This window comes from Pseudomonas sp. ADAK2 (assembly GCF_012935755.1).
GTDB lineage: Bacteria > Pseudomonadota > Gammaproteobacteria > Pseudomonadales > Pseudomonadaceae > Aquipseudomonas.
The window spans coordinates 805,083-830,158 of the sequence record NZ_CP052862.1 but is presented as its reverse complement, the minus strand read 5'-3'; the positions used below and the strand labels follow the sequence as shown (position 1 = coordinate 830,158).

Annotated in this window: 22 protein-coding genes and 1 pseudogene; 9 read left to right on the top strand and 14 right to left on the bottom strand. The window is 58.0% G+C overall.

Annotation, left to right across the window (positions count from 1 at the left end; all coding sequences use genetic code 11):
• Window positions 1–203 precede the first annotated feature (203 nt).
• From HKK52_RS03755 to lhpH, 5 genes are all read right to left on the bottom strand, one after another.
• Complete coding sequence (locus tag HKK52_RS03755) at window positions 204–926, bottom strand: amino acid ABC transporter ATP-binding protein (protein ID WP_169369588.1); 723 nt, start codon at window positions 924–926, stop codon at window positions 204–206.
• Window positions 923–1,576: an amino acid ABC transporter permease gene (locus HKK52_RS03750; protein ID WP_169369586.1), complete on the bottom strand. Its 654-nt coding sequence runs from the start codon at window positions 1,574–1,576 to the stop codon at window positions 923–925. Before HKK52_RS03750 ends, HKK52_RS03755 begins: the two co-directional genes overlap by 4 nt.
• A 10-nt stretch (window positions 1,577–1,586) precedes the next feature.
• Window positions 1,587–2,249: an amino acid ABC transporter permease gene (locus tag HKK52_RS03745; protein ID WP_169369584.1), complete on the bottom strand. Its 663-nt coding sequence runs from the start codon at window positions 2,247–2,249 to the stop codon at window positions 1,587–1,589.
• 56 nt (window positions 2,250–2,305) lie between these two features.
• The gene (locus tag HKK52_RS03740) at window positions 2,306–3,127 is read right to left on the bottom strand and encodes a transporter substrate-binding domain-containing protein (RefSeq protein ID WP_169369582.1); all 822 of its coding nucleotides are present in this window, start codon (window positions 3,125–3,127) and stop codon (window positions 2,306–2,308) included.
• 124 nt (window positions 3,128–3,251) lie between these two features.
• Window positions 3,252–4,259: a trans-3-hydroxy-L-proline dehydratase gene (gene lhpH, locus HKK52_RS03735; protein ID WP_169369580.1), complete on the bottom strand. Its 1,008-nt coding sequence runs from the start codon at window positions 4,257–4,259 to the stop codon at window positions 3,252–3,254.
• Between the two features lie 254 nt (window positions 4,260–4,513).
• Here lhpH and HKK52_RS03730 point away from each other — a divergent pair, with 254 nt between their 5' ends.
• Genes HKK52_RS03730 through HKK52_RS03720 form a run of 3 tightly spaced genes read left to right on the top strand, consistent with a single transcriptional unit; the run spans window position 4,514 to window position 8,285 of the window.
• Window positions 4,514–6,742 carry a N,N-dimethylformamidase beta subunit family domain-containing protein gene (locus tag HKK52_RS03730; protein ID WP_169369578.1) on the top strand — a complete coding sequence of 743 codons (2,229 nt, stop codon included), beginning with the start codon at window positions 4,514–4,516 and terminating at the stop codon, window positions 6,740–6,742.
• Between the two features lie 35 nt (window positions 6,743–6,777).
• Window positions 6,778–7,791 (top strand): Ldh family oxidoreductase, encoded by a 1,014-nt coding sequence (locus HKK52_RS03725; RefSeq protein WP_237150681.1) that lies wholly within the window; start codon window positions 6,778–6,780, stop codon window positions 7,789–7,791.
• 53 nt (window positions 7,792–7,844) lie between these two features.
• Window positions 7,845–8,285 (top strand): GNAT family N-acetyltransferase, encoded by a 441-nt coding sequence (locus HKK52_RS03720; protein ID WP_169369574.1) that lies wholly within the window; start codon window positions 7,845–7,847, stop codon window positions 8,283–8,285.
• A 200-nt stretch (window positions 8,286–8,485) separates the two neighbouring features.
• Here HKK52_RS03720 and HKK52_RS03715 read toward each other — a convergent pair whose 3' ends face one another.
• Window positions 8,486–9,163 carry a GntR family transcriptional regulator gene (locus HKK52_RS03715; protein WP_237150679.1) on the bottom strand — a complete coding sequence of 226 codons (678 nt, stop codon included), beginning with the start codon at window positions 9,161–9,163 and terminating at the stop codon, window positions 8,486–8,488.
• 249 nt (window positions 9,164–9,412) lie between these two features.
• On the opposite strand from HKK52_RS03715, the gene HKK52_RS03710 reads away from it, so the two are divergent.
• From HKK52_RS03710 to HKK52_RS03695, 4 genes and pseudogenes are all read left to right on the top strand, one after another.
• Window positions 9,413–9,586 (top strand): hypothetical protein, encoded by a 174-nt coding sequence (locus HKK52_RS03710; protein ID WP_169369572.1) that lies wholly within the window; start codon window positions 9,413–9,415, stop codon window positions 9,584–9,586.
• Between the two features lie 35 nt (window positions 9,587–9,621).
• Window positions 9,622–9,864 (top strand): annotated as a pseudogene (locus HKK52_RS03705) (tautomerase family protein); the annotation flags it as partial.
• A gap of 87 nt (window positions 9,865–9,951) precedes the next feature.
• Window positions 9,952–10,914, top strand: coding sequence for an ornithine cyclodeaminase family protein (locus HKK52_RS03700; protein ID WP_169369568.1), 963 nt, complete (start codon window positions 9,952–9,954; stop codon window positions 10,912–10,914).
• Window positions 10,915–11,128: 214 nt separating this feature from the next.
• Window positions 11,129–12,145: a zinc-binding dehydrogenase gene (locus HKK52_RS03695; RefSeq protein ID WP_169369566.1), complete on the top strand. Its 1,017-nt coding sequence runs from the start codon at window positions 11,129–11,131 to the stop codon at window positions 12,143–12,145.
• A 73-nt stretch (window positions 12,146–12,218) separates the two neighbouring features.
• Here the strand turns inward: HKK52_RS03695 and HKK52_RS03690 are convergent, their stop codons facing one another.
• The 8 genes from HKK52_RS03690 to HKK52_RS03655 form a co-directional block, all read right to left on the bottom strand.
• Complete coding sequence (locus HKK52_RS03690; protein ID WP_237150677.1) at window positions 12,219–12,893, bottom strand: GntR family transcriptional regulator; 675 nt, start codon at window positions 12,891–12,893, stop codon at window positions 12,219–12,221.
• Between the two features lie 132 nt (window positions 12,894–13,025).
• Complete coding sequence (locus tag HKK52_RS03685) at window positions 13,026–14,081, bottom strand: ABC transporter permease (protein ID WP_169369562.1); 1,056 nt, start codon at window positions 14,079–14,081, stop codon at window positions 13,026–13,028.
• Window positions 14,074–15,585 carry a sugar ABC transporter ATP-binding protein gene (locus HKK52_RS03680; RefSeq protein ID WP_169369560.1) on the bottom strand — a complete coding sequence of 504 codons (1,512 nt, stop codon included), beginning with the start codon at window positions 15,583–15,585 and terminating at the stop codon, window positions 14,074–14,076. The genes HKK52_RS03685 and HKK52_RS03680 overlap by 8 nt, the downstream gene beginning before the upstream one ends.
• Before the next feature lie 88 nt (window positions 15,586–15,673).
• Window positions 15,674–16,915 carry a sugar ABC transporter substrate-binding protein gene (locus tag HKK52_RS03675; protein ID WP_169369558.1) on the bottom strand — a complete coding sequence of 414 codons (1,242 nt, stop codon included), beginning with the start codon at window positions 16,913–16,915 and terminating at the stop codon, window positions 15,674–15,676.
• Between the two features lie 79 nt (window positions 16,916–16,994).
• A complete protein-coding gene (locus tag HKK52_RS03670) occupies window positions 16,995–18,500 on the bottom strand; it encodes an aldehyde dehydrogenase (protein WP_169369556.1) in 1,506 nt (501 codons plus the stop codon).
• A gap of 140 nt (window positions 18,501–18,640) precedes the next feature.
• Window positions 18,641–19,918: a carbohydrate porin gene (locus HKK52_RS03665; RefSeq protein ID WP_169369554.1), complete on the bottom strand. Its 1,278-nt coding sequence runs from the start codon at window positions 19,916–19,918 to the stop codon at window positions 18,641–18,643.
• Window positions 19,919–20,043: 125 nt separating this feature from the next.
• The gene (locus HKK52_RS03660; RefSeq protein WP_169369552.1) at window positions 20,044–21,216 is read right to left on the bottom strand and encodes an iron-containing alcohol dehydrogenase; all 1,173 of its coding nucleotides are present in this window, start codon (window positions 21,214–21,216) and stop codon (window positions 20,044–20,046) included.
• 39 nt (window positions 21,217–21,255) lie between these two features.
• Window positions 21,256–22,407, bottom strand: coding sequence for a glycerol dehydrogenase (locus HKK52_RS03655; protein ID WP_169369550.1), 1,152 nt, complete (start codon window positions 22,405–22,407; stop codon window positions 21,256–21,258).
• 222 nt (window positions 22,408–22,629) lie between these two features.
• Here HKK52_RS03655 and HKK52_RS03650 point away from each other — a divergent pair, with 222 nt between their 5' ends.
• Window positions 22,630–24,288 carry a GMC family oxidoreductase gene (locus tag HKK52_RS03650; protein ID WP_169369548.1) on the top strand — a complete coding sequence of 553 codons (1,659 nt, stop codon included), beginning with the start codon at window positions 22,630–22,632 and terminating at the stop codon, window positions 24,286–24,288.
• Complete coding sequence (locus HKK52_RS03645; RefSeq protein ID WP_169369546.1) at window positions 24,249–25,049, top strand: shikimate dehydrogenase family protein; 801 nt, start codon at window positions 24,249–24,251, stop codon at window positions 25,047–25,049. The genes HKK52_RS03650 and HKK52_RS03645 overlap by 40 nt, the downstream gene beginning before the upstream one ends.
• The last annotated feature ends 27 nt before the right edge of the window (window positions 25,050–25,076 follow it).

The following is a 25,076-nucleotide window of genomic DNA, read 5'->3' as shown; positions in this document are numbered from 1 at the left end:
TCAGCCAAGGAAACCGTTAAAAGGAAAATGGAGCAGTCATGGACCGAATTGAAGACGTGCACAAGCGACCCTCATGGCTGCTTCAGCGCGCTACAAGGCAATGGTTGCCACCAGGTGAAATGACGCTACGAGCGCCACAACCGCGGTTACGGCATCAGCCGATAAACGCGGTATTCGCCGCTCTCATTGCAAGAGCGAAATCTTCAGAGCACCGAGCGTAAAAAGTCAGCTGTTTCAGCTTTTTCCGGACGGTCGAAGATCTGCTCGGGAGTCCCTAACTCGTGGATCTGCCCTTTATGGAAGAACGCAACACGATCTGAAACCTCGCGGGCGAATCGCATTTCATGGGTGACCACGATCATGGTCATCCCTTCATGAGATAGCATGCGTAATGTATCCAGCACCTCACCGACAAGTTGCGGATCGAGCGCGGACGTCACCTCATCGAACAACATGTAGTCCGGCGACATCGCAAGCGCACGCGCAATCGCCATCCGCTGCTGCTGTCCACCTGACAGACGCGTTGGAAACGTCGTCAGCTTTTCACCCAGGCCCACATGCCTGAGCTTTTCGACAGCGATCGCCTCGGCTTCCTGCTTCGACTTGCCCAGGACTTTTCGCGGGGCGAGCATCACGTTTTCGAGCACTGTCATATGGGGAAAGGCATTCCATTGCTGAAATACAATACCGATCTTTTGCCGAAGTTTATTGAGGTCGGTTTTTTTCGAATGGACGTGAATGCCATCGACACTGATACGACCTTGCTGGATATCTTCCAGACCATTGATACACATCAGCATGGTCGACTTGCCGGAACCCGAACCACCGATCATCGATAACACTTCGCCCTTGTTCACACTCAGGCTGACACCCTTGAGAACATGCAAGGCGCCAAAGTGTTTATGTACGTCGTCAATTTTAATCATTGTATTTGCCACCTTTTCTCAAGACGAGCGCCGAGTCTCGCAATGGGGAAGCTCATTAAGAAGTAGATCACGCCTGTAATTGTCAGAATTATCAGCGGTTCCTGAAGTCGAGTTGTGACAATTTGCGAACTGCGCAGCAGTTCGATAATGCCAATCCACATCACCAGCGAAGTGTCTTTCATGATACCGAGGGCCAAACCGATCCAGCTCGGGAACACGATCCTGGTGGCGATCGGCAACGTGATCGAGACCACTTCCTGACGCCAGGTCAAACCCAGTGATCGCGCGGCGCGACGGGTTGTCGTCGGTACTGCCGCCACTCCGCTCCTGACGATCTCGGTGCACAGTGCGGCGGCATAAACCCCGAGACAAATACACGCAACAACATAAGTTGGCCAGTGCAGGCGAAACATGCTGTTGAACGAATTGAATATCACCAATTGAATCAACAGTGGCACCGAACGGAAGATATCCAGAATCCAGCCGACGGGGGAACTTATCCACCACGCTGCACCGGCCCTTATCAGACCGAACAAAGTACCGAACAAGGTACCTATACCGACGGCAGCCAAAGTAATAGCGATTGTGACAACAGCACCCTTCAATAAAAACAGGATGTCGCTCCACGCTAATGTCCCTTCAAAAAACATGGCGCACCTCTCAATAACGAAACAGGCGCCAAGCTAATAGCCGCGCACAAATCGTGAATATTTTCGATATCAGGTAGTACAGGCAAGCAGCGACGAAGAAGAACTCAAATGTCCGATAAGTCGTGACATTAAGTTGTTGAGTAACACCCGTCAGGTCGCTCGTCAGACCAACAATAGTACCGAGAGAAGTCATCAGGATTGACCAGACCATCTGGTTAGTCATGGCATGGAACACCGCCCGCAACATCTGCGGAAGTACGATGTGCCATAGCGTCTGAGCCGCCCCCATACCCAACGAACGAGCAGCGCGGACTTGCGTTTCCGGGACGGCGGAGAAGCCGCCCCGGAACGTTTCTGCCAGATAGCCTGCGTTGTTGAACGTAATACCGAGTAAGAGTGCATAGTACGAGTCGATACCCACTCCAATGGAGCCCAGCCCGAAATACACCATGTAAATCTGAAACAGTGCCGGGGTGTTGCGCGCCGTTTCAATCCACACACTCGCCAGACCTGAAAGGGTTTTGTTACCCGATCGTTTTGCAAGCGCCAACAGCACTGCCAACACCGTACCAATTGCCATCGCAAGCGTGGCAATCTCCAGAGTGACAACCGCCCCCGATAACATATCCGGAAGCGACTCCAGAACTGGGCGCCACTGGAAGGTATAAGACATACGATTACCTTTTTACGCGAAAGGTTTTTGTTTTCCGGAACGAGTGCTCCGCTTCCTTAACGATAAGTACCTGGAATGGTCAGTTCCGGAGCTGGCCCGCCCTCTGTTCCTACCCACTTGGCATACAGCTCGGCATAACGCCCAGAGCGTACTTGGCGGTTAAGGAAAAGATTCACGTAGTTAAGCAGCCCCTGCTCCTGGCGTTGCACAAGGAACGCGCAGTAATCGGGATCGACTGGCGCATCTCCGACGATCTTCAGGCCCGGGTATTTCCCCGAGCTGATCACGTGGGTGGCGATTGTCGCGGTGGTGTACGTCGCATCGATCTTCTTCTGGCTGAGCGCCAGAAAGCTGTCCGATTGGGACTGATAGGTCAGCAGCTTGGTTGCCGGGTCATTGAATTTCTGCACCGTCTCTTTCAGAGCAGCCGTTTCGTACGCCCCTGCCGGGCCTCCCACCGTATGTCCCTTGATGTCAGCGGCGCTTTTAATGCCGGAGTCTTCGCGGGCCAGAATGATGGTCTTGAAGACGAAATAGGGAATCGAGAAGCCGATCGTCCTTGCACGCTCCAGCGTGTCGGAGGCCACGGCGATACCAACATCGGCTCGTCCCGACAGCACTGCTGGGATGCGGTCTGGGTCCGGGGTGTCGACGATTTCAGCCTTCACGCCAAGGGCGGCAGCTAGATCATTGCAATAGTCGACGTCGAAGCCGATCGGTTTGTTGTCCTTGTCCCGGGCGCCGTTGGGCGGAAAGTCGAGCTCCACGGCACAGCGCAGCTTGCCCGACGAAATGATGTCGTCCAACTGGTCTGCATGAACCGCGGTGGTACCCAAAGCAGCAAAGGCCGTGGCCAGGATGAGTTGGTTGATGCGCATTTTTGTTCCCCTCGTTTGTTGGCTGAACTCAGAAACAAGACATGCTGATTTTAGCGTATCTTGGATATCGTATACGTATTATCGGGGCAGTAAAATTACAACTCTTAGATCATTATTGTTGGTATCACTGGACTAGAAAACCGTAGGTAAGTGGATCTGTCTCGTCGATGATCCAGTTGGCGAAGCCGCAGATATGAGCCTTACCGCTCACTTCAGGGATGACCGCGTCCAAAGGGCCTACCTTGGTTTCGCTGAGCACGCGGCCTTTGAACACAGTTCCGATGATGGACTCGTTAACCAATGCATCGGCGGCCGACAGCTCGCCGCGCAGATAGAGTTGCGCGACTCGGCCCGCGGTGCCGGACCCCGTCGGCGATCGGTCAATCGCCCGATCCGCATAAACACAGCAGTTGGCCTGGGTTGAACCCTCGTGACGAGGATCGCCATACACCATGACGCCGTACACGTCATTGAATTCAGGGATTTCAGGATGGATGAAGGAGCCTCGGGCATTGACAGCGGTTTTGATTTCATAGCCGAACTGGGTGATCGTCGACAGGTCTTTCTCACGAATGGCAATATTGTGTGGCCGGCCATCAACGTAAAAGTAGGTCGCACCACCGTAAGCGATATCACCCGTTACCTTGCCGAAGGTCGGCGTGGTCACCGTCACGTCCCGCTCGAAGATGAATGACGCCACATTTACAAAACGTACTGCCCCTACCCGATTGCCATCCCACTCGACAAACGCCTCGATGAACCCGCAAGGAGCGTCGATACCCACGCGGGTCTCAGGGGATTTGCGCTCGATCCAACCCAATTCAACGGCAGCCGTTGCCAGCGCGATGACACCGTGCCCGCAGTGAGGGCTGTAGCCCATATTGTTGAGAAAAATAATGCCGAAATCGGCCTCTTCACTCACCGGTTCGGTGAGAAACCCACCGTACAGATCCTTGTGACCACGAGGTTCAAGCATCAAGGCACGTCTGTAATGGTCGGCGTTCTTTTGCAGCCAGGCGCTGCGCTCGACAATGGTTGCGCCGACCACTTTGGGGAGTCCCTGGGTAACGAGGCGGAATGTTTCCCCGCTCGTGTGCAGTTCAACCGTGGCAAATGATCGTTCGTACTGCATTCTTATTCTCCATATCTCAGCGTTCGAAAGCGGTTCATAGCATGGACTAATCGCAATTTCAGATATGGTATACGATAAACGAATAGCGTCAACTATCAAATTGATCGGCGCCGTCCATCGCGGCAACACCAAGAGGCGAATAAAGCGGATGTCTATAAAAAACAAAAAAAAACGGCGAGACACGTAGTGCCACAATGTCGTTGACAGCAGATAGATGGTATACGATATTCGATAAAACATTAGGTAATAGTTGTATGACCCATTCAGAAATCGATCTCCCGGCAGTGATCGGCTACGTAACGCCACTGAGCGCACAGCCCGGGGAGTTGCTCGAATTCAAAATTTCCTCGACGGGTGATCGGGACATGCGCGCCAAAGTCGTCAGGCTGGACTGCTGCGATCCCAATCCACATGGCCCTGGCCTCAAAAGCACGGAAGTGGATTTCGGCCTGGAGCAAAGCTATCGCGCGACCGAGCAAAAGACCCACCTCGGATCATGTGCAATCGGCCCCCTGCCCTTCCTCTGCGACGCACGCAACCTGACGCTGTCGCTGCTCATCAAACCCACACTGTTCAGCACCACCGACCAGGTTATTTGTTCGCTGCAGAATGAGGCTGGGACGACGGGCTTCGCATTAGCGCTCAATCAAGGAGCGCTGCTTTTGAAAAGGCTGGGAATGCCCACCGGCCAAAAGCTCGACGTGCTTCTGGAAAGCAACCGATGGAGCCACTTGGAAATCTGCTTCGGCCTGCAAGACGTCATCATCCGTTCGACGCCCATGGGCAGTCGAAAAACCGCCGAATCCAGTACCCGGCTGGAGGGGCTTCATGCCACTCTCAAGAACTGCGGTCACCTCTGTCTCGCTGCAATCTGGAGCGGCCATCCTGTCGATTGCTTCAACGGTTCCATCGAAGCGCCCTGCCTGCGCAGCTCCTCGTTTGCCGCGACAACTGACACTGAAGTCCTCGCGCGCTGGTCTTTCGCAAAGGATGTGCACAAGCAAACGGTTGGAGATGACATTGATCCTTCGCGCCATCTGAACTTGGTCAACATGCCGATGCGCGGCGTGCGGTCTTCGGGATGGACCGGTCGAAACATGGACTGGAAATCCGCGCCTGATGAATACGCAGCCATCACTTTTCACGCCGATGACCTGAGTGACTGCCAATGGAGCACGACCCTGGCAGTACGAGTGCCCGCAGGTGTGCCATCTGGAGTCTACGGCCTAATCGTCGACAACCCGTCAGGCAGCGACACCATTCCCTTCTACGTTCTGCCTGGCGCAGACACGCCCCGCCGAAAAATCCTCTTCCTGGCACCCACATTCACCTACATGGCCTACGCGAATCATGCTCGCGGAACATTCTTAGGCGCGTTGCAAAACCGGGTCAGAGAATGGAATGCCTATCCGCATAACCCGGATGTGGTCGGAGCCTTCGGCTACTCAAACTACAACCGCCACCCGGATGGCTCAGGGATAACCCTTTCGTCCCGGCTGCGGCCGATCATGACAATGCGCCCGGCCTACCTGGTCTACCCCGACGAGAATGGCTCGGGCATGCGCGGCTTTGCATCGGACTCACACCTGACCGACTGGTTGAGAGCCAAAGGCTTTGAGTTCGATGTCATCACTGATGAAGACCTCGACCGTGAAGGCGTCGATGCCCTGGCGCACTACGATGTCGTGCTGACCGGCACGCAGCCTGAATATCACACACGCCGCACGCTGGAAGCCTTGATCGCTTATCGCGAAGGCGGGGGAAAATTGATGTACCTCGGCGGCAACGGCTTCTACTGGAAAATCGGCCGCGACCCAAACCACCCGCACATGATCGAGGTGCGTCGGGCGGAAGGCGGCATGCGAGTTTGGGCCAGCCAGCCCGGCGAGTATTACCACCAACTCGATGGCGAGTACGGGGGGTTGTGGCGCCGTAACGGCATCGCACCTCAAAAAGTCGCCGGAGTGGGCTTCACCGCTGAAGGCGCATTCGAGGGGACGTATTACGTGCGCACCCCGGAATCGTTACGCACTGAATTGGCTTTCCTGTTCAAAGGCATCCCTCCCGAACAAAGAATCGGCGACTTCGGTCTTTCGGGAGGCGGCGCTGCCGGCTTCGAGATCGATCAGGTCTGCTCGGACCTGGGAACCCCGGACTTCGTAACGGTGATTGCCGCCTCCGAAGGTCATGGCCCGACCTTTGAAACCACCTTCGAAGAGCTGCTGCTTCCGGGCGTCTTTGACGGTGGCCCGCGACCTTACGGTGGCATCCGTTCCAACATTATCTACGGCATTGACGAGAACGGCGGCGGCTTGTTCTCGGTCGGGTCCATCACGTTTTGCGGCAGCCTGTCGCACAACCACTACGACAACAACGTATCGCGCCTGCTGGAAAACTGCCTGCGCAAATTCCTCGCGGCTTCAAGCAACACTGATGACCCTCCGCCCTACTCATCCTGCTCCGACCTTTCCTTCAAAAAGTGATTGACGCCATGACAGACGAACACCGTGTAGTGCACATGGACTTCGACGAACTCACAGCGCTACTGAAGGAAATCTTCATAAGCCATGGAACGTCCGCGTTCGTCGCCGACACTCTGGCCGCCAATTGTGCAGGCTGCGAGCGAGATGGCACCCTCAGTCACGGCGTCTTCCGCATGCCCGGTTATGTGGCCTCGCTAAAGACTGGATGGGTGGATGGACAGGCTGAACCCGAGGTGAAGGCTGTCAGTCCCTCATTCATCCGTATCGATGCCCGCAACGGATTCGCCCAACCAGCCCTGGCCGCCGCCGCGGGTGCAATTGATGAAGCGATCGAGCGCACTGGCGTGGTCGTTGTTGCCATCCGCAACTCCCATCACTTCAGCGCACTTTGGCCAGACATGGAACCGTTTGCCCGCAAAGGAATGGTCGCGATCAGCTTCGTCAACGGTCTGGCCAATGTCGTCCCGCATGGCGGACACACTGCGGTTTTCGGTACCAACCCGATTGCCTTTGCGATGCCGGTCGCCGACGCCGATCCGCTTGTGGTGGATCAGGCAACCAGCGTCATGGCCAACGGTGAAGTCCTGCTTCATGCGCTAGACAACCTGCCACTTCCGCCCGGAACCGGTGTCGACAGCGCAGGTGCCGCCACCACCGACCCGCATGCGGTACTGGCCGGCGGCGCGCTGAATACGTTTGGCGGCTACAAGGGTTCCTCGATTGCACTCATGGTCGAATTGTTGGCAGGCGCATTGACCGGAGGGCAATTGTCGTTTGAGAACGACTTCGGCCATTGCGTTGGCGCGCAGACACCAAAGGCCGGGCAGCTGTTGATCGTTATCGATCCGGATCGCGGCGGCTCAACCGATTTCAGTCGACGTGCGGCATTTCTGTGCAAGCGATTAGTCGAGGCGGGACAGGATCGGCTGCCAGGCGAACGACGCTACAAGAACCGGCACACCGCACAGACCCTCGGCATTCCCCTTGCGAAAGACACCTTGGCGGACCTGCTTCACCTAGTCACCAATAGCACCACGCTGGTCCCCTGACCTTCACCACAGACACATTTAACCCACATCACAAGCACTATTCTGGAACAGACATGAGCAACCCATCGCGTGACACCGACAAACTGAAATTCCATCGATCGCTGGCCCCTTTACACATCGATCAACTGGTGGCGCTTTTTCAAACCGAATGGTGGACCAAGGGACGCAACAAAGCAGACGTGGAAAAAATGCTGCAATCGGGCGGCCCCCTTTTCGCTTTCATCGACCCGCACAACGACGAACTCGTCGCGTTCGCGCGAGCGATGACTGATGGTGTCTACAAGGCGATGATCTTCGACATTATCGTCAAGGAGACGTGGCGCGGAACGGGCCTTGGCAGTGTATTGATGAACACCGTGCTGAACGATCCAGCGCTGGTAGGCATCAAACATCGCGAACTCTATTGCCTGGATGACATGGCCCCTTTCTATGAGAAATGGGGCTTTGCCACCGCCGCGGCCGGCCTGAACTTCATGCGAAAATCCGAAGGATAATTCCGACGCCCACCGCGCTCCCATCAAAGGGAAAAACACTTGGCGCTGAAGGCTTCCAGATTCTGCGCAGGCGCACGCCCGGCGACCATCTGTGCGATGACTGCGTTAAATCGAGGTAATTTTGGATGAATACGCAACTCTTAAAACCAATTCGCCGTAACAAGAGCTACGGCGATGCCCGGCATGTAACGTTAGGGGGCTTACTTGCGGATGCTATTCAAAAGCGACTCGCAAGCTTTGGTGATGTGTTGATGCAGCAACTTGGCGGCTTTATCTGCATCGCCCTTGCGGCAAGCCGCGAGGATTTGCCGATGCTCGCGATCATCCACCCCGGTGCCACCGGAAAGCGTCAGCTGAATTCTCAGATAGCGCTCGATTCGGTCGTTGACCGAGCGGATCAGGTTCATCAGGAACGGCCGGTTGGCATCTTCATAGAGGCAGGAATGAAACTGCCAGTTGAGTTCCGCCCAGCGCGCCACGTTCGTCTCTTGCGCGAACTCGTCGCAATACTGCTCGGCTCGCTTAAAGGTGGCTTCGGTCATCAGCGGCACGGACAGCTTCAGCGCACTGGACTCCAGCATCGCCCGAACTTCGAAAATTTGCGCGATTTCCGGCTCTGAAATGCTTTTGACGACAGCGCCTCGGTTGCGTTGGAACTCGACCAGCCCCTCGGCTTCGAGCCGTTTAAGTGCCTCGCGCACCGGAATTTTACTGACATCGAAAAGCTTGGCGACGTCGTCCTGGCGAATCGGTTCGCCTTCGTCGAAGTCGCCAGTGATTATCGCCTCTCGAATGTGATTGGCGATGATGTCGGACGCCGTTGGCGCGGAGCCAAGTGACGGCAGATCTGCAGGACTTAGGGGCAATTTGAACTCCATGTGTGCAATCGGGAAGCCACGATCGAATAACGTATTCTATATCACATCGCAGCTCACCACCGGCCAGTCTGTCAGGTGACTCAGCCTCGCCGGGGTCGCTGACGCGCACCATCAACTCCTAAAAACGCGTTGACAACGCCATAAACGTATACGATATTCAATCTAGAGTTTGACTCATCCGGTGTCAAGCGGCGAACCACAGGGTTCGCGCTTCACCTCTACCAATAAAAACAACAGGAGATGCCCTGCATGCAAAACCCGAAAAAAAACGCAGGCGACAAATCGCAAACATACAGAGGCACTGACGAAGTCCGCGGCCACCAGCAGCGCGCACAGAAAACCGCTGAGCGTGACAACGTCAGATCCGTCCTCCACGACCTGATGTGGGCACCCACCGCCAATGAACACATGCTGATACTTTGATACGGGTCTGACGCCCCCGCGCCTTTGAACCTCGCGGTTCAAACACTCAAGAGAACCCTGGAATGCCGATAGTAAGAATCGAAATGCTCGCTGGGCGACAAGACGAGAAAAAACACGAACTGGCGCGCGAGATTACCGCTGCCTTCGCCAGAGTCCTGGGGTCCGCCCCGAAGGACGTCACCATCACCTTCACCGATGTGATGGCGTCCGACTGGGTGATTGCCGGGGAGCCGCTCAGTGCTTCCGTCACTGCATGCCCGCCGTCGCCTCAGCGGTAAAACGGCTCATTGAATTCCGGTTTCGGATTGAAAACGGTCAATCCCGAAAGCGCTGTGCTTACCCTCATCCAATATCGAGTGTCTCTTATGTATTTGAATGCCCAACAACTGGCCGACGCACTGCCCTGGGACGCGCTGATGGGTGCGTTGTCCGATATCTTCACCCGCCCCGTGAACTCCCCTGTGCGTCACCACCACAAAATCGAAGTACCAGGCGACCCCGCCGCCATGCTGCTACTGATGCCGGCCTGGATCGAGGGTGAGTACCTGGGGGTCAAGCAAGTCACCGTGTTCCCTGGCAACAATGCCAAAGGTCAGCCGGGCCTCAGCAGCCACTATCTTCTGAGCTGCGCAAAAACCGGTGTACCGCTGGGCCAGTTTGACGGCAACGAACTGACGGCCCGTCGCACCGCCGCCGCCTCCGCCCTGGCCTCACGTTATCTGTCACGTGCCAACTCGAAACGCTTGCTGATGGTCGGGGCTGGCCGCATGGGCCGTTATCTGGTCAGTGCGCACCGCTCGGTTCGCGACCTTCAGGAGGTGCTTGTCTACGATCTAAACATCGAGGCAGCAAAAGCATTCGCCAGCGACCTCCGCGCCCAGGGACTCCAGGCGCAAGCGGTGACACTCCAAGAGCTGCCCACTGCTGTGGCGGCCGCCGACATCATCAGCTGCGCGACGTTGGCCACCGAACCGGTGATCAAGGGCCAGTGGTTACAGCCGGGGGTGCATCTGGATCTGGTCGGCAGCTTTACCCCTGTCATGCGCGAAGTCGACGACGATGTCGTGGCACGCTGCAGCATTTTCGTCGATACCCGCGAAGGTGCTCTCGCAGAGACCGGTGACCTGATCCAGCCAATTCGCAACGGCGTCATCACCGAAGCCGATGTCATCGCCGAGTTCAGCGAACTGTGCGCTGACAAACATGCCGGCCGCTCCGCCCTCAAGGACCCGGCCCAGGCCATGACAATGTTCAAGTCGGTTGGCGCGTCAGTAGAAGATCTCGCGGCGGCGATCTTGGCTTACCAGCGGAGTTCGACTACCAACTGACCCATGACGCGTTCAAGCATGAATAATCTGTGGCACCTGGAAGTACGTCGAATCAATTGATGATTCATGTTCACAACACCTTTGCGTAAATCAACGTTCTCTCGGTGGATGCCTGAAGGGATACTGACGACCGTAAGTGTGGCGCACCCATGACCACTCGAAGCCTGTTGCCGGATTGAAATAGCTTCAATCCGGCCATTCATGAGGACTCTCGATGCAAGCTGATTTCGCTGCCTGGTCCTGGACCGCTGGTCAAGGTATTGACGGATTACAACTGATCCGCAAACCCCTTGTGCAGCCTGGCCCAGGTGAGGTTCTGCTTGCCAACCGAGCGCTGGCGCTTAACCCGGTGGACTGGAAAATCATCGAATGGGGTCACCCTGCCTGGAACACCGGCCATGTGCCCGGCGTGGATGGCATGGGCGTAGTGGTTGCCTGCGGTACTGGAGTGCCAATCAAACCGGGGACTCGCGTGGCGTATCACCAGTCACTGGAGCGCGATGGCAGTTTTGCCGAGTTCTGTTTGCTCGATTGGGCGACCGTAATGACGGTGCCGGCAGCGCTAGATGACGCCATCGCCGCGTCATTCCCCTGCCCCGGCCTGACAGCCTGGCAAGCATTGGACAAAGTTCCGGTTAGCGTGCCGAGTGACATGTTGGTAGTCGGTGCAGGTGGCGCGGTGGGCCTGCTATTGGTACAACTGGCAGTGCAACGTGGTTGCCGGGTGTGGGCCACGGCGGGCACAAAGCATCATGCGAACTTGAAAGCGCTGGGTGCCGTTGGAGTATTCGACTACCAGGACCGCAACTGGCAGCAAAACCTTCAAGCTAGCCTGGGTGAGCGTCGCCTCAAGGTTGTTTTCGATACTGTCAGTGGCGCGCATGCAGCGGCCCTGGCACCTCTGCTGGGTTATAACGGTCATCTGGTGTGTATTCAGGATCGACAGGAAACTGCACCGCTGCCGGCCTTCAGCACCGCGATTTCCCTGCATGAAGTTGCACTCAACAGCTTCCATTCCTACGCAAGCCTGGGCGATCGACAACTGCTTCGAGACGCTGGCGAACACCTCCTCGAAAGCATGCTGGGCGGTCGCCTGACAATACCTGAACGTCGAATCTTTGATTTTCGTAACCTTCCTGAAGCCCTGCTGGCTCTCAAGCAAGGTGGCGAAGGTGGAAAATGGATTGCCCTGTTGAACGAGTCAGGCGTCACGCCTTCCGGACAGCCGTAAAAAGAAATCGCCCGAGGCTCTTTTAGGGAGCACTCGGGCGACAGATCAGCATGACCGAACGGAGGCGCTCTGGTTATACCTCCGCGAGATTTTCCTTTTTCTCCAACCAATCGATCATCAGCTCCCCCCAAGCGATGTCCGCTTGCAGCGCGTCTTTGGCCTTGGTCGAGTCTCGGGTGCGCAAACCTTCCAGTACTTCGAAATGCTTGTGTTTGGCACTGGCCAGCTCCCGCTTGGGGACCTCGGCGTGAAACCGGCTCAGCAGCGGCCCCATGATAACCCACATATTTTCGAGTGTTTTCGACACCACGGGCATGCGTGCCGCAGAGATCAACCCGAAGTGAAACTCCCGGTTGAGCAACGCCGCTTGTTTGTAATCGACCGTTACCGCTTTCTGGAACGCATCCTGAATGGCTTCGAGTTTCTCCAGTTCAGGTCGGGTGATCCGCTGGGCCGCTACACCCGCCGCCTCGCCTTCCAGCAAATGGCGGATCAGCTGGATTTCACGCAACTGGCTGACCGTCAGCTCCGGCACATAAATCGAGGTCGCGGCTTTCATGTCTAGCGCATGGTCGCTGACCAGACGGAAAATAGCTTCCCGCACGGGGGTGATCGAAACACCGAACTCTTCGGCCAGTGTGCTGATGCGCAACCGGTCTCCGGGTTGGTATTGCCCGTCCATCAACGCGGTGCGGATGATGGAATACACCCGTTCGCTCAAGTTGCCTTTATCAATGGGCTTATGCACGGTCACTGTTACTCGATCTCCATGGTCGATTACTGTGCGTCGGGCGACAGACTTGTGAATCTGCCGTCCTGAAACGTCGATAACGCATCATACATCATCAACTTGCGCCTGCCACTCCGGCTGACGACTCGCTTATATGCGTGCATCGCGCCGACCGACGCCTTGCAACAACACCGCGATGACGATAATCGCGCCTTTGATGATCTGTTGTGGATAGGCCGGCACACTCAGCAAGTTCATGATGTTGCCGATCAACCCCAACACCAGCACACCCACGACGGTGTAGAAAATCGTGCCTTTGCCACCGGACAGCAGTGCCCCTCCGATCACGCAAGCGGCGATGGCGTCCAGTTCCAGGGCCATGCCGGCGCTGGGTGTGGCTACACCTGAGCGCGAAGCAATCACCACCCCGGCCAATGCTGCCAGGCCGCCGCAAATACCATAGGCGGCCAGTTTGTAGCGCTCCACCGGAATACCCGCCAGGCGCACAGCGGTTTCATTGCTGCCACTGGCAATGGTCAGGCGGCCATAGGCGTTGTAGCGCAGGATCAAGGCAAATACCACCGTCACCAGCCCCGCCAGCCACACCGGCCACGGGATCCCCAGCACGCCGTCGGCCAACCGGCCGAAATCACGTAACAGCTGGGCACTGACCAGTCTGTCATCCAGCCGTTGTGGCTGACCGTTGGACAGGATGAACGCAAGGCCACGAGCAACCGTCATCATGGCCAGCGTCGCGATAAAAGGGGCCATGCGGAAGTACGCGATAAAGGTGCCTGTCACCAGTCCCATCAGGACACCGGCCGCCACCGCAATCGCCACAGCCAGCAGCAACCCGAAACCACCTTCAACCGGAAGCACATTGAGGGTCATCGCAACCACGATTCCACCCACGGCAGCGACCGAGGCAACGGACAAATCGATGCCCGCTGTCAGGATCACAATCAACATGCCGATGCTGACCAGCAGCAACGGTGTCAATTGGCGCAACAGGTTGCCGAGGTTCTGATACGTGAAGAAGTCCGCCGAGAGCACGCTGGCGACGACGGCCAGTACCACCAGCATCACCAGCGCGTTGTGTTCTAGAAACAGACGCTGTAACGAACGACGGCCTGCCCGGCTTTCTCGAGCGTGATTGTTTTCCTGCAAAAGCTCGGCCGTGGCCAGCTTGGAATTAGGGTTACTCATGGTGCTCGACTCCCATTGCCAGGCAAATCATTTCTTGTTCTTTAATGCGCTCGCCCACCAGTTCGCCAGCGATCGCGCCTTCTCGCATCACCAGCACGCGATCACACATGCCGATGATTTCAATCATTTCCGAAGAGACCATGATGATCGCCACGCCCTGTTCAGCGAGGTCATTGATGACCCGGTAGATTTCCGTTTTCGCGCCCACATCCACGCCACGGGTAGGCTCGTCGAGAATCAGCACGCGGCAGCCCGCATCGACCCACTTCATCAGGGCGACTTTTTGTTGATTACCCCCTGACAGGTCACCGACCAACTGCTCGATCGAATGCGTCTTGACGGCCAGTTGCTGGCGCAAAGCTTCGATACCCTGGGTCTCCCGGCCATTGGCAATCCAGCCCATACGCCCGGTATAAGGACTGTCGGGACGCAGCGCGCCGTTGACCCGTATAGACATCTCCAGCAACACACCTTGTTGCTTGCGGTCCTCGGGCAACAGGCCGATGCCATTGGTAATGGCTTCCCGTGGTGTTCGGTTGTGGATCTCCCGGCCATCGAGGTACAGCGCGCCGGAGGTTTTCCGATCAGCCCCGAAGATCGCGCGCATGGTTTCGGTACGTCCGGCACCGACCAGCCCACAAAAGCCGAGGACTTCTCCCGCCCTTACCTCAAAGCTCACATCGCGCACCAGACGTCCCGCGCACAGGTGCTCGACTTTCAGCAACACCTCGCTGATGCATGGAGTGCGCGGAGGGAACAGGTCACTCAGTTCGCGACCAATCATCATCTCGATCAATCCACGCTCGGTAATGTCAGCCAGTTCCAGTGTTCCGACCGTCTTGCCGTCCTTGAGCACCGTGGCGCGATCGCAGATCCGGAAAATTTCATCCATGCGGTGCGAGACGTAAACAATGCACGCGCCCTTGCGGCGCAACTCATCGAGGATTTTGAACAGTTTTTCCGCCTCGTGAGAGGTGAGCACCGCCGTCGGCTCATCGAACACCAGCACCGACGAATTGCGCGACAGTGCCTTGCAGATCTCCACGGCCTGTTGATAGGCCACCGGTAAACTGCCGACCGGCTGACGCACATCGATATCGCTGAAACCCAGCTCATCGAGAATCGTCCGGGCTTTTTCGCGCATCGCCGTCCACTGCACGAAACCCTTGCTCTTGCCCAGATCGTCGATGCAAATGTTCTCGGCCACCGACAAATGCGGGGCCAGGGCAAACTCCTGGTAGATGATCGAAATACCCAGCTTGAGTGCATCGCCGGGGTTGCGGATATCGACTGTTTCACCGTTCAGGCTGACCCCGCCCGCATCGCGTACATAGGCGCCGGAGAGGATTTTCATCAAAGTTGATTTGCCTGCGCCGTTCTCACCCATCAGCGCGTGGATTTCACCTGCGCGGGCCGAAAAACTGGCACTGTTCAGCGCGCTGATACCGCCGAACTTCTTCGAGATGTCGAGCATCTCCACGGCTGGTTTGTGCATCGCATTCATTCTGTTCACCGTCTATAAACTGTCGCCATTCCAGCTGTGACCGCCGCCCGAAATCGCAGCGGTCACAGGCCGTTTCACACTCGCGAAATCACTTCATCGCGGTTTTGATCTGCTCGATCGAACGGAAAGGTGGAACGGTCGCGGTAGACGGCGGCAGGCTGTCTGCCTTGATGTAGGTGTCGACGTTGTCCGGTGTGATCAGCGTGACCGGGAAGTACGAGGCCAGCGGCAGGTTGTTGGCATTCAGGCCCTTGTCGAGCATCTGATGGATCAATTCGATGGCGGCCACTCCGGTTTCCGAACCACTGTTGGTGGCGGTGACCAGCAATTTGCCTTGCTTGATCAAGTCCAGCGCCACACGAAAACTGCCGGCACCGGACGCGACCATCACACCGTTTTTCCTGCCGGCATTCTCCAGGGCATTGATCGCACCAATGGCAATGAAGTCGTTCTCTGCCAGGACCAGGTTGAGCTTGTCCCCCTGGGACGAAAGAATGTCTTCCGTGGCCGCCAGACCCCCTTCTTCGGTCCAGTCACCACGGCCCCACGCCAGCACATTGAAGCCGCCTTCCGGCCAGTTGAAGCTGCCCTTGGCCTTGACTTGCTGGAACAACTTGAAGCCCTTGAGCATCGCATCTTCCCTGGACAGCCCGAGCTTGCGCTCTTCGGAACGGGCATAGACGATCCCGGAAATCATGCCGTTGAGCCGGCTTTCGGAAGTGGAGTTGCCCATCACCCCAATGACCATCGCCGCATTGATTACCTTCGCCGGGTCGGTCTTGGCGGCAACGTAACGCCCGGCTTCGAAACCACTGCCGTAGGGATTGCCGGTGCTAGTGGTGATCACCGGCGCGCGTGCGTCCGGGGCAGTACCGACGGTGATCACCGGAATCCCGGCCGCCACCGCCCGCTCGACATCCGATACCGAACCGAGAACATCGGTTGGGTCAATTACGATCAGATCGACGCCCAGGGTGATGAAGTTATCGACCTGTGCACTCTGCTTGGCGACATCGCTGTCCGCCACTTGCAGCTCGATGTCGTAGTTGTACTGTTTGGCGATGGTTTTGGCGTCGTCAATCATTGAAACAAACCAAGGGTTACCCAAGGTGATTTCAGTCCAGCCAATGCGCAGGCGCTCGCCCTTCTTTTTCAGCGGCAAGGCTTTGTTGATCGAGGTGCGATCCGGCATGTCAGGGTCAACCACCCCCGACAACGCGGTGTTGGGCATCAAGCTATAGATTTCATGCTTGGGCGCAGCCCACGCGTGATTGGCGATAAGGCTCGCCAGAGCCAGTGTGGCGATCGAACGGACAGCTGACAGCTTCATAATTATTATTCTCCAGTGCGCTGATTTTGATCGGTGATGCAGGTGCTGTGTCGAACAGCACCGGTGTCGGGTTGGCGGCTCAGTCCTGCAAATCGATCCACGCCGATTTGAGTTCCGAGTACTTGTCCAGGGCGTGCAGTGACCGGTCACGGCCATTGCCCGATTGCTTGTAACCACCAAACGGCATGGTGATATCGCCGCCGTCGAAACAGTTGACCCAGACGCTGCCGGCGCGCAGCGAGCGGATGATCGAATGGGCACGCGACAGGTCGCTGGTCCAGAGACTGGCCGCCAGGCCGAAGGGCGAATCGTTGGCGATGCGCACCGCGTGCAGATGATCCGTGGCGCTGATCACCGACAGCACCGGCCCGAAGATTTCCTCACGGGCAATGGTCATGTCGTTGGTGACGTTGTCGAAGATCGTCGGCGGGATGAAGAAGCCGTCGGCCAACGCACCGCTGGCACGCTCGCCACCCAGGATGATGCGAGCGCCCTCCTCCGAACCTTTCTTGATGTAGCCCAGTACGCGGTCCATCTGTGACTTGTCGACCATCGCGCCCAGTTGCGTGGCCGGGTCGAGCGGGTCACCAACGGCGATGGTCCGCGCGACCTTCAATACTTCGGCGACAAACTCGTGGCGAATGCCCTCCTCCACGATCAACCGCGACGGCGCCACACACACTTCGCCCTGGTTGAAAAACATCGATTTGGCCGCAGTGGCGGCGGCTTTCTCCAGATCGCGGCAGTCATTGAGAATGATGTTCGGGGTCTTGCCGCCGCACTCCAGCCACACCCGCTTCATGTTCGACTGACCGGCGTATTGCAGGAACAGTTTGCCGACTTCACCCGACCCGGTGAACACCAGCGTATCGACATCCATGTGCAGGCCAAGCGCACGGCCAGCAGTTGGACCGAACCCCGGCAGCACGTTGAACACACCCGGTGGAATGCCGGCCTGCGCGGCCAGTTCGGCGATGCGCAGCGCGGTCAGCGGCGACTGTTCGGCGGGTTTGAGAATCACCGAGTTGCCCATCGCCAGCGCCGGGGCAACTTTCCACATCGCCATCAGCATCGGGAAATTCCACGGGGTCACGGCGGCGACCACGCCGATGGCTTCACGGGTAATCATGCCCAGCGCGCCCGGTCCCGACGGAGCGACTTCGTCGTAGACCTTGTCACAGCATTCGGCGTACCACTGCAGGCACTCGAGCACCGCATGCACGTCGAAACCGGCGCTTTCGGACACCGGTTTGCCCATGTCCAGCGTCTCCAGCAACGCCAGTTCGGTCATGTGCTGCTCGAACAAAGCGGCGAAACGCAGCAGGACTTTTTTGCGTTCCTTGGGCGCCAGTTGCGACCACACGCCGCTGTCGAATGCCTGCCGGGCCACCTTGACCGCGAGGTCGACATCTTCAGCCTGGCAGGACGCCACGTGGTTCAGCACTTGGCCGTTGCGCGGGGAAATGTTGGCGAAGGTCGCGCCGCTCAACGCGTCGACGAACCGGCCGTCAATGAAGGCTTGCCCTGGCAGTTTCAGGGCGGCGACACGCTGCTGAACCGCAGCGATATCAACGAGAGTGTTCATGCTGTTGCGTCTCCTGTTTCTTGTTTTAGGCGTAGGCGCCCGACGACGATATATCATGCATTATTAGAATCGCAAGCGAAGAAATGCCCTGATTCAGGGGTTTTTCTTCACAACTGCTGTTCGTTTAAACCGCGTAATCCTTAGAAACTGACCTCGGTTTTCAGGCCAAACACCACCACGCTTTTATCCCCGCTCAACCCACCGGGATTGGCCACGTATTGCACATTCGGTCGCAGCGTCAGGGCTGGCGTCACGCTGATGCCGTAGTACAACTCCACCGGGTATTCGGTGTCCGGCGCCGGTTGGGTGTAAGCGTTTTGCTGACGGATACGCTTGGCGGATTGTTCATTCACCTCAAGACGACCGATCGCTAGGCCGATCTCATCCTGAGGGCGCGCGGCAAACGGACCGCTGATAAACGCGCCGACGTGAAAGACTTTTTCCACGTAGGACACGTCGCGATCCGACTGGATGAAGTTGGCGAACAGGGTCAGGCCGCGAACGCTGTTGTCCGGGTCCTGATAAACCCGTTGCTCGGCCATCGCGTAATACCCGCTGGCCTGATCGTGCTGATCCGGCGCATTGCCGGTCAGGCCGATGGGCTGGCCATTGATGTCGTGATAGACATCGTTGAAATCACCGGTATTGCGCCAGATCCCCGCCCGATAGCTGCCGGGCAGACCGTTCAGGGTCGGCGTCCACGCCAACTCGCCAACCGCCAGATAACCGGTGGTGCCCGAAGGACTGCCGAAGTTCAGGCCCTGGGCGTTTTCGGTGAAGCGAGGGTTGACCTGGTACAGCGAGGCATTGAGCGACAGCTCGTCAGTCAGTTTCGCCGCCACCGCAGCCCCCCACTGGCTGACGGGCCAGGTGAACCAATTGGGAGTGATGTAACCCGGCACCGTGCCGCAGAACGTCAGGTTTTGAAACTTGCAGGAAAACGGGAACACATCGCCACTCATTGGCAAGCGCCCGAGTTTCACCACCAGTCGATCATCCAGCAGCGCCTGCTGGTAATAGAACTGCACCAGGCGGGTAACGCTGCCGTAGCCGTAGATTTCCTGGGCAGCCAGCAACGTGTTGGTCCCGGCCTCGGCGGTCAGACTTTCGCCATTGCGGTTGCTCAAGGTCATGCGAAAACTCGCCCCTTGCCAGCCCACCAACTTCTGCAGATCAAAGTTGGTATCAATCATCAACTGATCGCTGTAAGTCCCTTTGTGCTCGTCGCCGCCCTGGGTGTTGTAGGCCAGTTCGTTAACGTAGGTCAGCTGAAAATCCACGCCCTGCTCATGCAAGCGAGTGCGTTCGCCGTTCCAGTCCCCCAGCAGAAAATTATTCGGCGAGTAACTGGCCGCATGGGCACCCGGCAATGCGCAGGCGCTCAAAAGTCCAACGGCAACTATCGTTTTGTTGGTCATTATTGTTGTTCCCGAAACTGTTTTTATTGTTGGTCTTAGTGTTTTTCGAGCATGCAAAACCCCGCCAACCCAACTGACGGGTCGGTCAAACTGTTTTCTTTAGAACCTGGTGACAGAGACTTCGGTTAGAAACACATTCTGACGATGTCGGCGACCTCCTCTTTGCTGTTGATTTTCTTCGGATGACAGGCCAGGTCCTGGTTGAAACTGGTCCAGACGGTTTGGGCAAACGCTTCAATCTGCTCCGGGCGCAGACCATAGCTGCGGAACGTGTCGGTGACGCCCAGGGTGGTAAACAGTTTTTGCAGGATGTCCGGAAGGCGCGCGGCGCGTTCGGTTTCAGCAAGGCTCAGCGTCGACGGATCAAGAATCCCGGCCACCCGCGCGAATTTGTCGGCACCGACCGGCAGCGTCCAGCGGATGACATGAGGCGTGCTCGCCGCGACGGTGCCGCCATGCGGCGCATCGGTCATCGCCCCCAATGGCTGGCCCAGCGCATGGGATACGGTGACGCCGGCACTGGCAATCGCCATACCGCCGAGGGTCGAGGCAAACGCCATACGGGCGCGCGCCTCCAGGTCATCGCCGTGCTCCACGCACTGCCGGGCATTGGCCGCGAACAGGCGAATCGACTCCAGCGCGACCATTTCCACCCACGGCGTGCAGTGAATGCTGATGTAGGCTTCGAGCGCGTGGCAGAAGGTGTCGACTGCGGTCAACGCGGTCAGCTTCGGCGGTTTCGACACCAGGATCTGCGGGTCGATCAAGGCGACATCAGGGTAGATGAACGGGTTGACGATGGCGCATTTCAGGCCCAGTTCAGGATTGTTGATCACCGCAAACGGAGTCGCTTCGGTGCCGGTGCCCGAGGTGGTCGGCACCACCAGCAAGGGCAGCCCACGGCTTTGCGGGCGGGTGACGGCTTCACCGAGACGCTCGGTATAGTCCCAGCAGCTGCCGCCGTGAACGGCAACGAACGCCACGGCTTTGGCCGAGTCGATCGCACTGCCGCCACCCACCGCCACCACCACATCACACGCGCTATGGCGAACGTGCTCGACCGCTCGATCAATCGTGGTATGCCGAGGGTTGGGCACGATGTCGTAGAACTCGACAAACGCAATGCCCCGCTCGGCGAAACTGCCGGTAATTTGCGCGACCAGATCGCTGCCCTGGAGAAACGGGTCGACCATCAAGAAGACCTTTTTGCCGAACGGCTCGACCTTCCCGCCCATGCGCTTGATCGCCCCGACCTCAAAATCCAGAGTCAGCGGCAGACTTGCCTGAAATGCTTTCATCAGTTCACCTGTTGTCAGGGAGGGTGCGTGCAGGCGGCTTCATCCAGCCAGCAACGACCCGCCTTTTTTATAGAGTTGGCCAAGGTCGCTGGCCGCGATCAGGGCTGCTTTCATTTCGTCGAAGGTCACTTCGAACGGTTCGACCTTGCTGGTCTGGTTGGGGTCGGCGGCGGTGCGCGCCACGCAGTCGAGTTCGTGTGCCGAGATGTCGGCCAACCCGAGGTCTTCGAAGGTGACCGGCAAACCGATACTCAGGCAAAACCTCAGTACCGTATCCAGTTCGCGGCTGGACTTGCCTTCGAGCACCAGCATCACCAGAACGCCGAAGGCCACGTATTCGCCGTGGTACATCGTCGCCCGCGCGCCCAGCTCACTGAACCCGCAATACACCGCATGCGCGGTCGCCACGCCGTTGCTTTCGAAACCGATGCCGCTCATGAGCGCATTGGCTTCCACCACGCGATTGAAGGCTTTGGTCACGCATCGCTGTTCAGCGGCGCGCATGGCTTGCAGGCCATCTTCCAGCAGCACCCGATAACACAGCTCGGCGATGGCCATCGAGGTCAGCGTCGATTTGCCACCGCCGCCGCTCTCCTTCAATCCCGCTCCAGCGTTGCCGAGAAAATTATCCCGGTGCGATTCGACACAGGTACGCGCTTCAAAATAGGTCGACAGCGCGTCGCCCATTCCGGCCACCAAAAGGCGCACCGGCGCCTGGGCGATGATCCACGTATCGACCACCACCACATCCGGACTGCGTTCATAGAAAAGCACGTCATCAAACGCGCCCGCTTCGGTGTACAGCACCGACAGAGAACTGGTTGGGGCGTCATTGGAAACGATGGTGGGCACGATGCACAGCGGCACTCTGGCCTGGTTGGCCACGGCTTTGGCGGCGTCGAGCACCTTGCCACCGCCGACACCAATCACGCCGTCGCACTCGAAGACGTTGAAGCTCGCCGTCAGTCGCTGGATTTCCTGGCGGGTCACTTCACCGGAAAAAATGGCGTAGTGAAGTTGCGTGAGGCCGGTATCGAAACTGGCACTCAGGGTCTGTTTCAGGCTATCGAGACGACCTTGAGTGGTAATCACCAACAGCCGTCGACCGAACCAGGCCACATGCCGATGCAGTCGTTCGAGTTCCTTGTAGCCCTGGATATAGCGTCCGGGTGCAGCAAACATTTGAGTCATGTGATCGTCATCCTGGCCCCGTCGTGGAGGCTTTTTGTTATTGCTTTGAGGACGTTTGCGAGAGGCTCATCTCTCGGCGGATCGATGATATATCATATTTAATTTTCAACCACCAACAGCTTTTTTGCAGAAACGACACCTCGCAAAACCCGGGATTGACGCTTGGGGGGCACGAAGATATATGATGCATGAAAACAAGAACAACACTGTTCGGAGGAAGACATGCACGATTACGTTGTCATTGGAGGCGGCTCGGCGGGTTGCGCGTTGACCGGTCGCCTGATCGAGGCCGGCGCCTCGGTTTTGCTGATCGAGGCCGGGCCTCGCGATACGCATCCGCTGATTCATATCCCCGCCGGCTTTACCCGGTTGTTGTCCAGCCCGCTTTTGTCGCGTCACCAGACCGAACCGCAAACGGCGATGGACGGCCGCCAGCGCATTCTTCCCCAGGGCCGGGTGCTGGGCGGTGGCAGTTCGGTGAATGCGCTGATCTATATCCGCGGCCAGCACGAGGATTACGACGACTGGGCCAGCGCAGGTTGCGAGGGCTGGTCGTACCGCGAGGTGCTGCCGTACTTCAAGCGTGCCGAAGACAATGAGCGCTTCGACAATGGCTATCACGCCACCGGCGGCCCGCTGGGGGTCTCGGACCTCAAGCAGGTGTGTGAATTGTCCCGTGGGTTTGTGCGTGCTGCGCAACAGGCCGGCATTCCGTTCACCCCGGATTTCAATGGCGAACGCCAGAACGGCGTCGGCTTCAACCAGATCACCGCGCGCAACAACCGCCGCTGCAGCGCTGCCGTGGCGTATCTGCGCAAGGCGGAAAAAAGCGATCGGCTGACGGTCGTGACTGACGCGACGGTGCAACGAATCCTGATCGAAGGTGATCAGGCCGTGGGGGTCGAGTACCTCCATAAAGGCCAGCGAGTGCAGGCTCGCGGCAGCAAAGAAGTGATCCTCAGCGCCGGCGCCATTCAGTCACCCAAGCTGTTGATGCTGTCCGGTATCGGTCGCGCCGAAGAACTTCAACGCCATGGCATTCCGTTGCTGCACGAGTTGCCCGGTGTCGGTCAGAACCTGCAAGACCATGCCGAAGTGGGCACGATTGCCTACTGCCACGGCAAGTACGGTTACTACGGCCAGGACAACGCTTTCAACACCATGAAAAACGGCTTGCAGTATTTGCTGTTCGGCAGCGGCCCGGTCAGCTCGAACGTCACTGAGGCCTGCGCCTTCGTCAACACCGACCATGCGCAGGAACGCCCCAACGCCCAGATGCATTTCGTGCCCATCGTGTTCTTCGACCTCGATCAAGACACCATCAAGAAACCCGGCGCGACCATCAACACCTGCGTACTGCGCCCCATGAGTCGCGGCGAAATCCGCTTGAGCGACAACAAGGCAGACACGCCTCCGCGCATTGACCCACGTTACTTCGCTCACCCGGAAGACCGGCGTGTGGCGATCAAGGGATTGAACCTGTCGCGGGAAATTCTCGCGCAACCGGCCATGCGCGCGTACACCGGCGAAGAGGTTTTCCCGGGACTGAGCGTGCGCAGCGATGAAGCCTTGTTGAGCTACATCAACCAGCGCGCCAAGACTGTTTACCACCCGGTCGGCACCTGCAAGATGGGTGACGATGAAATGGCCGTGGTCGACCCGCAACTGCGCGTTCGCGGCTTGCGCAATCTGCGGGTGGTCGATGCTTCGATCATGCCCAACCTGATCTCCGGCAATACCAATGCCCCGTCCATCATGATCGGCGAGAAAGCCGCGGACATGATCCTCGGACGCGCCGCCTTGCCCGCGTCTGCAACCCTTTATGAAAGAGGAATATCCCCATGCCCATCACCGGTAAAACCCGAGTCGTCGTACACCTGACCTACCCGGCCGAACACTTGCGCACCCCGGAATTTTTCAACCCGTTGCTGGAACGGCTTGGCTACGACGGCGTGCTGGTGCCTTGGGAAGTCTCACCGGGCAACCTGGCCACCGCGTGGGAAGGGTTGCGCGGGATCGAGAACCTGGCGGGGGTGATTGTCACCGTTCCGCACAAGCTGGAGGTCGCGAAATTGTGCGATGAACTGCAAGGCACGGCCCGTCTGCTCAAGGTGTGCAACGTCGCCAAACGCCTGCCCGACGGGCGCTTCAGCGGGCGCATGTTCGATGGCGACGGCTTCGTCGGCGGCCTGAAAAAACAGGGCCATGACCTGACCGACAAACGTGTCCTGTTGCTGGGCGCGGGTGGCGCGGCGACCGGCATTGCCCACGCGTTGCTCGCCGAAGCCATTCAAGAGCTGGTGATCAGCAACCGCACACCGGCCAAGGCCGAAGCGCTGGCCCGTGAGCTGCGGCAGATGTTCCCCGGGCGGCAGATCAATGCCGGGCCCGCCGATGCCACGGGTTTCAATGTGGTCATCAACGGCACCGCTTTGGGCCTCAAGCCTGAAGACCCGCTGCCGCTGCCCGTCGAGACGCTCGCCCCCCGCACGGTGGTCGGCGAAGTGGTGATGAACCCGGACATCACGCCGCTGTTGAGCGCCGCCGCCGAGCGTGGCTGCGTCATCCATAAAGGTGCGCACATGATTACCGGCCAGATCGATCTGCTGGCCGAATTTCTGTTTTCCAAAACCGGCGTTTGATACGCCCTTCTCCGTATAAGGAAAGAC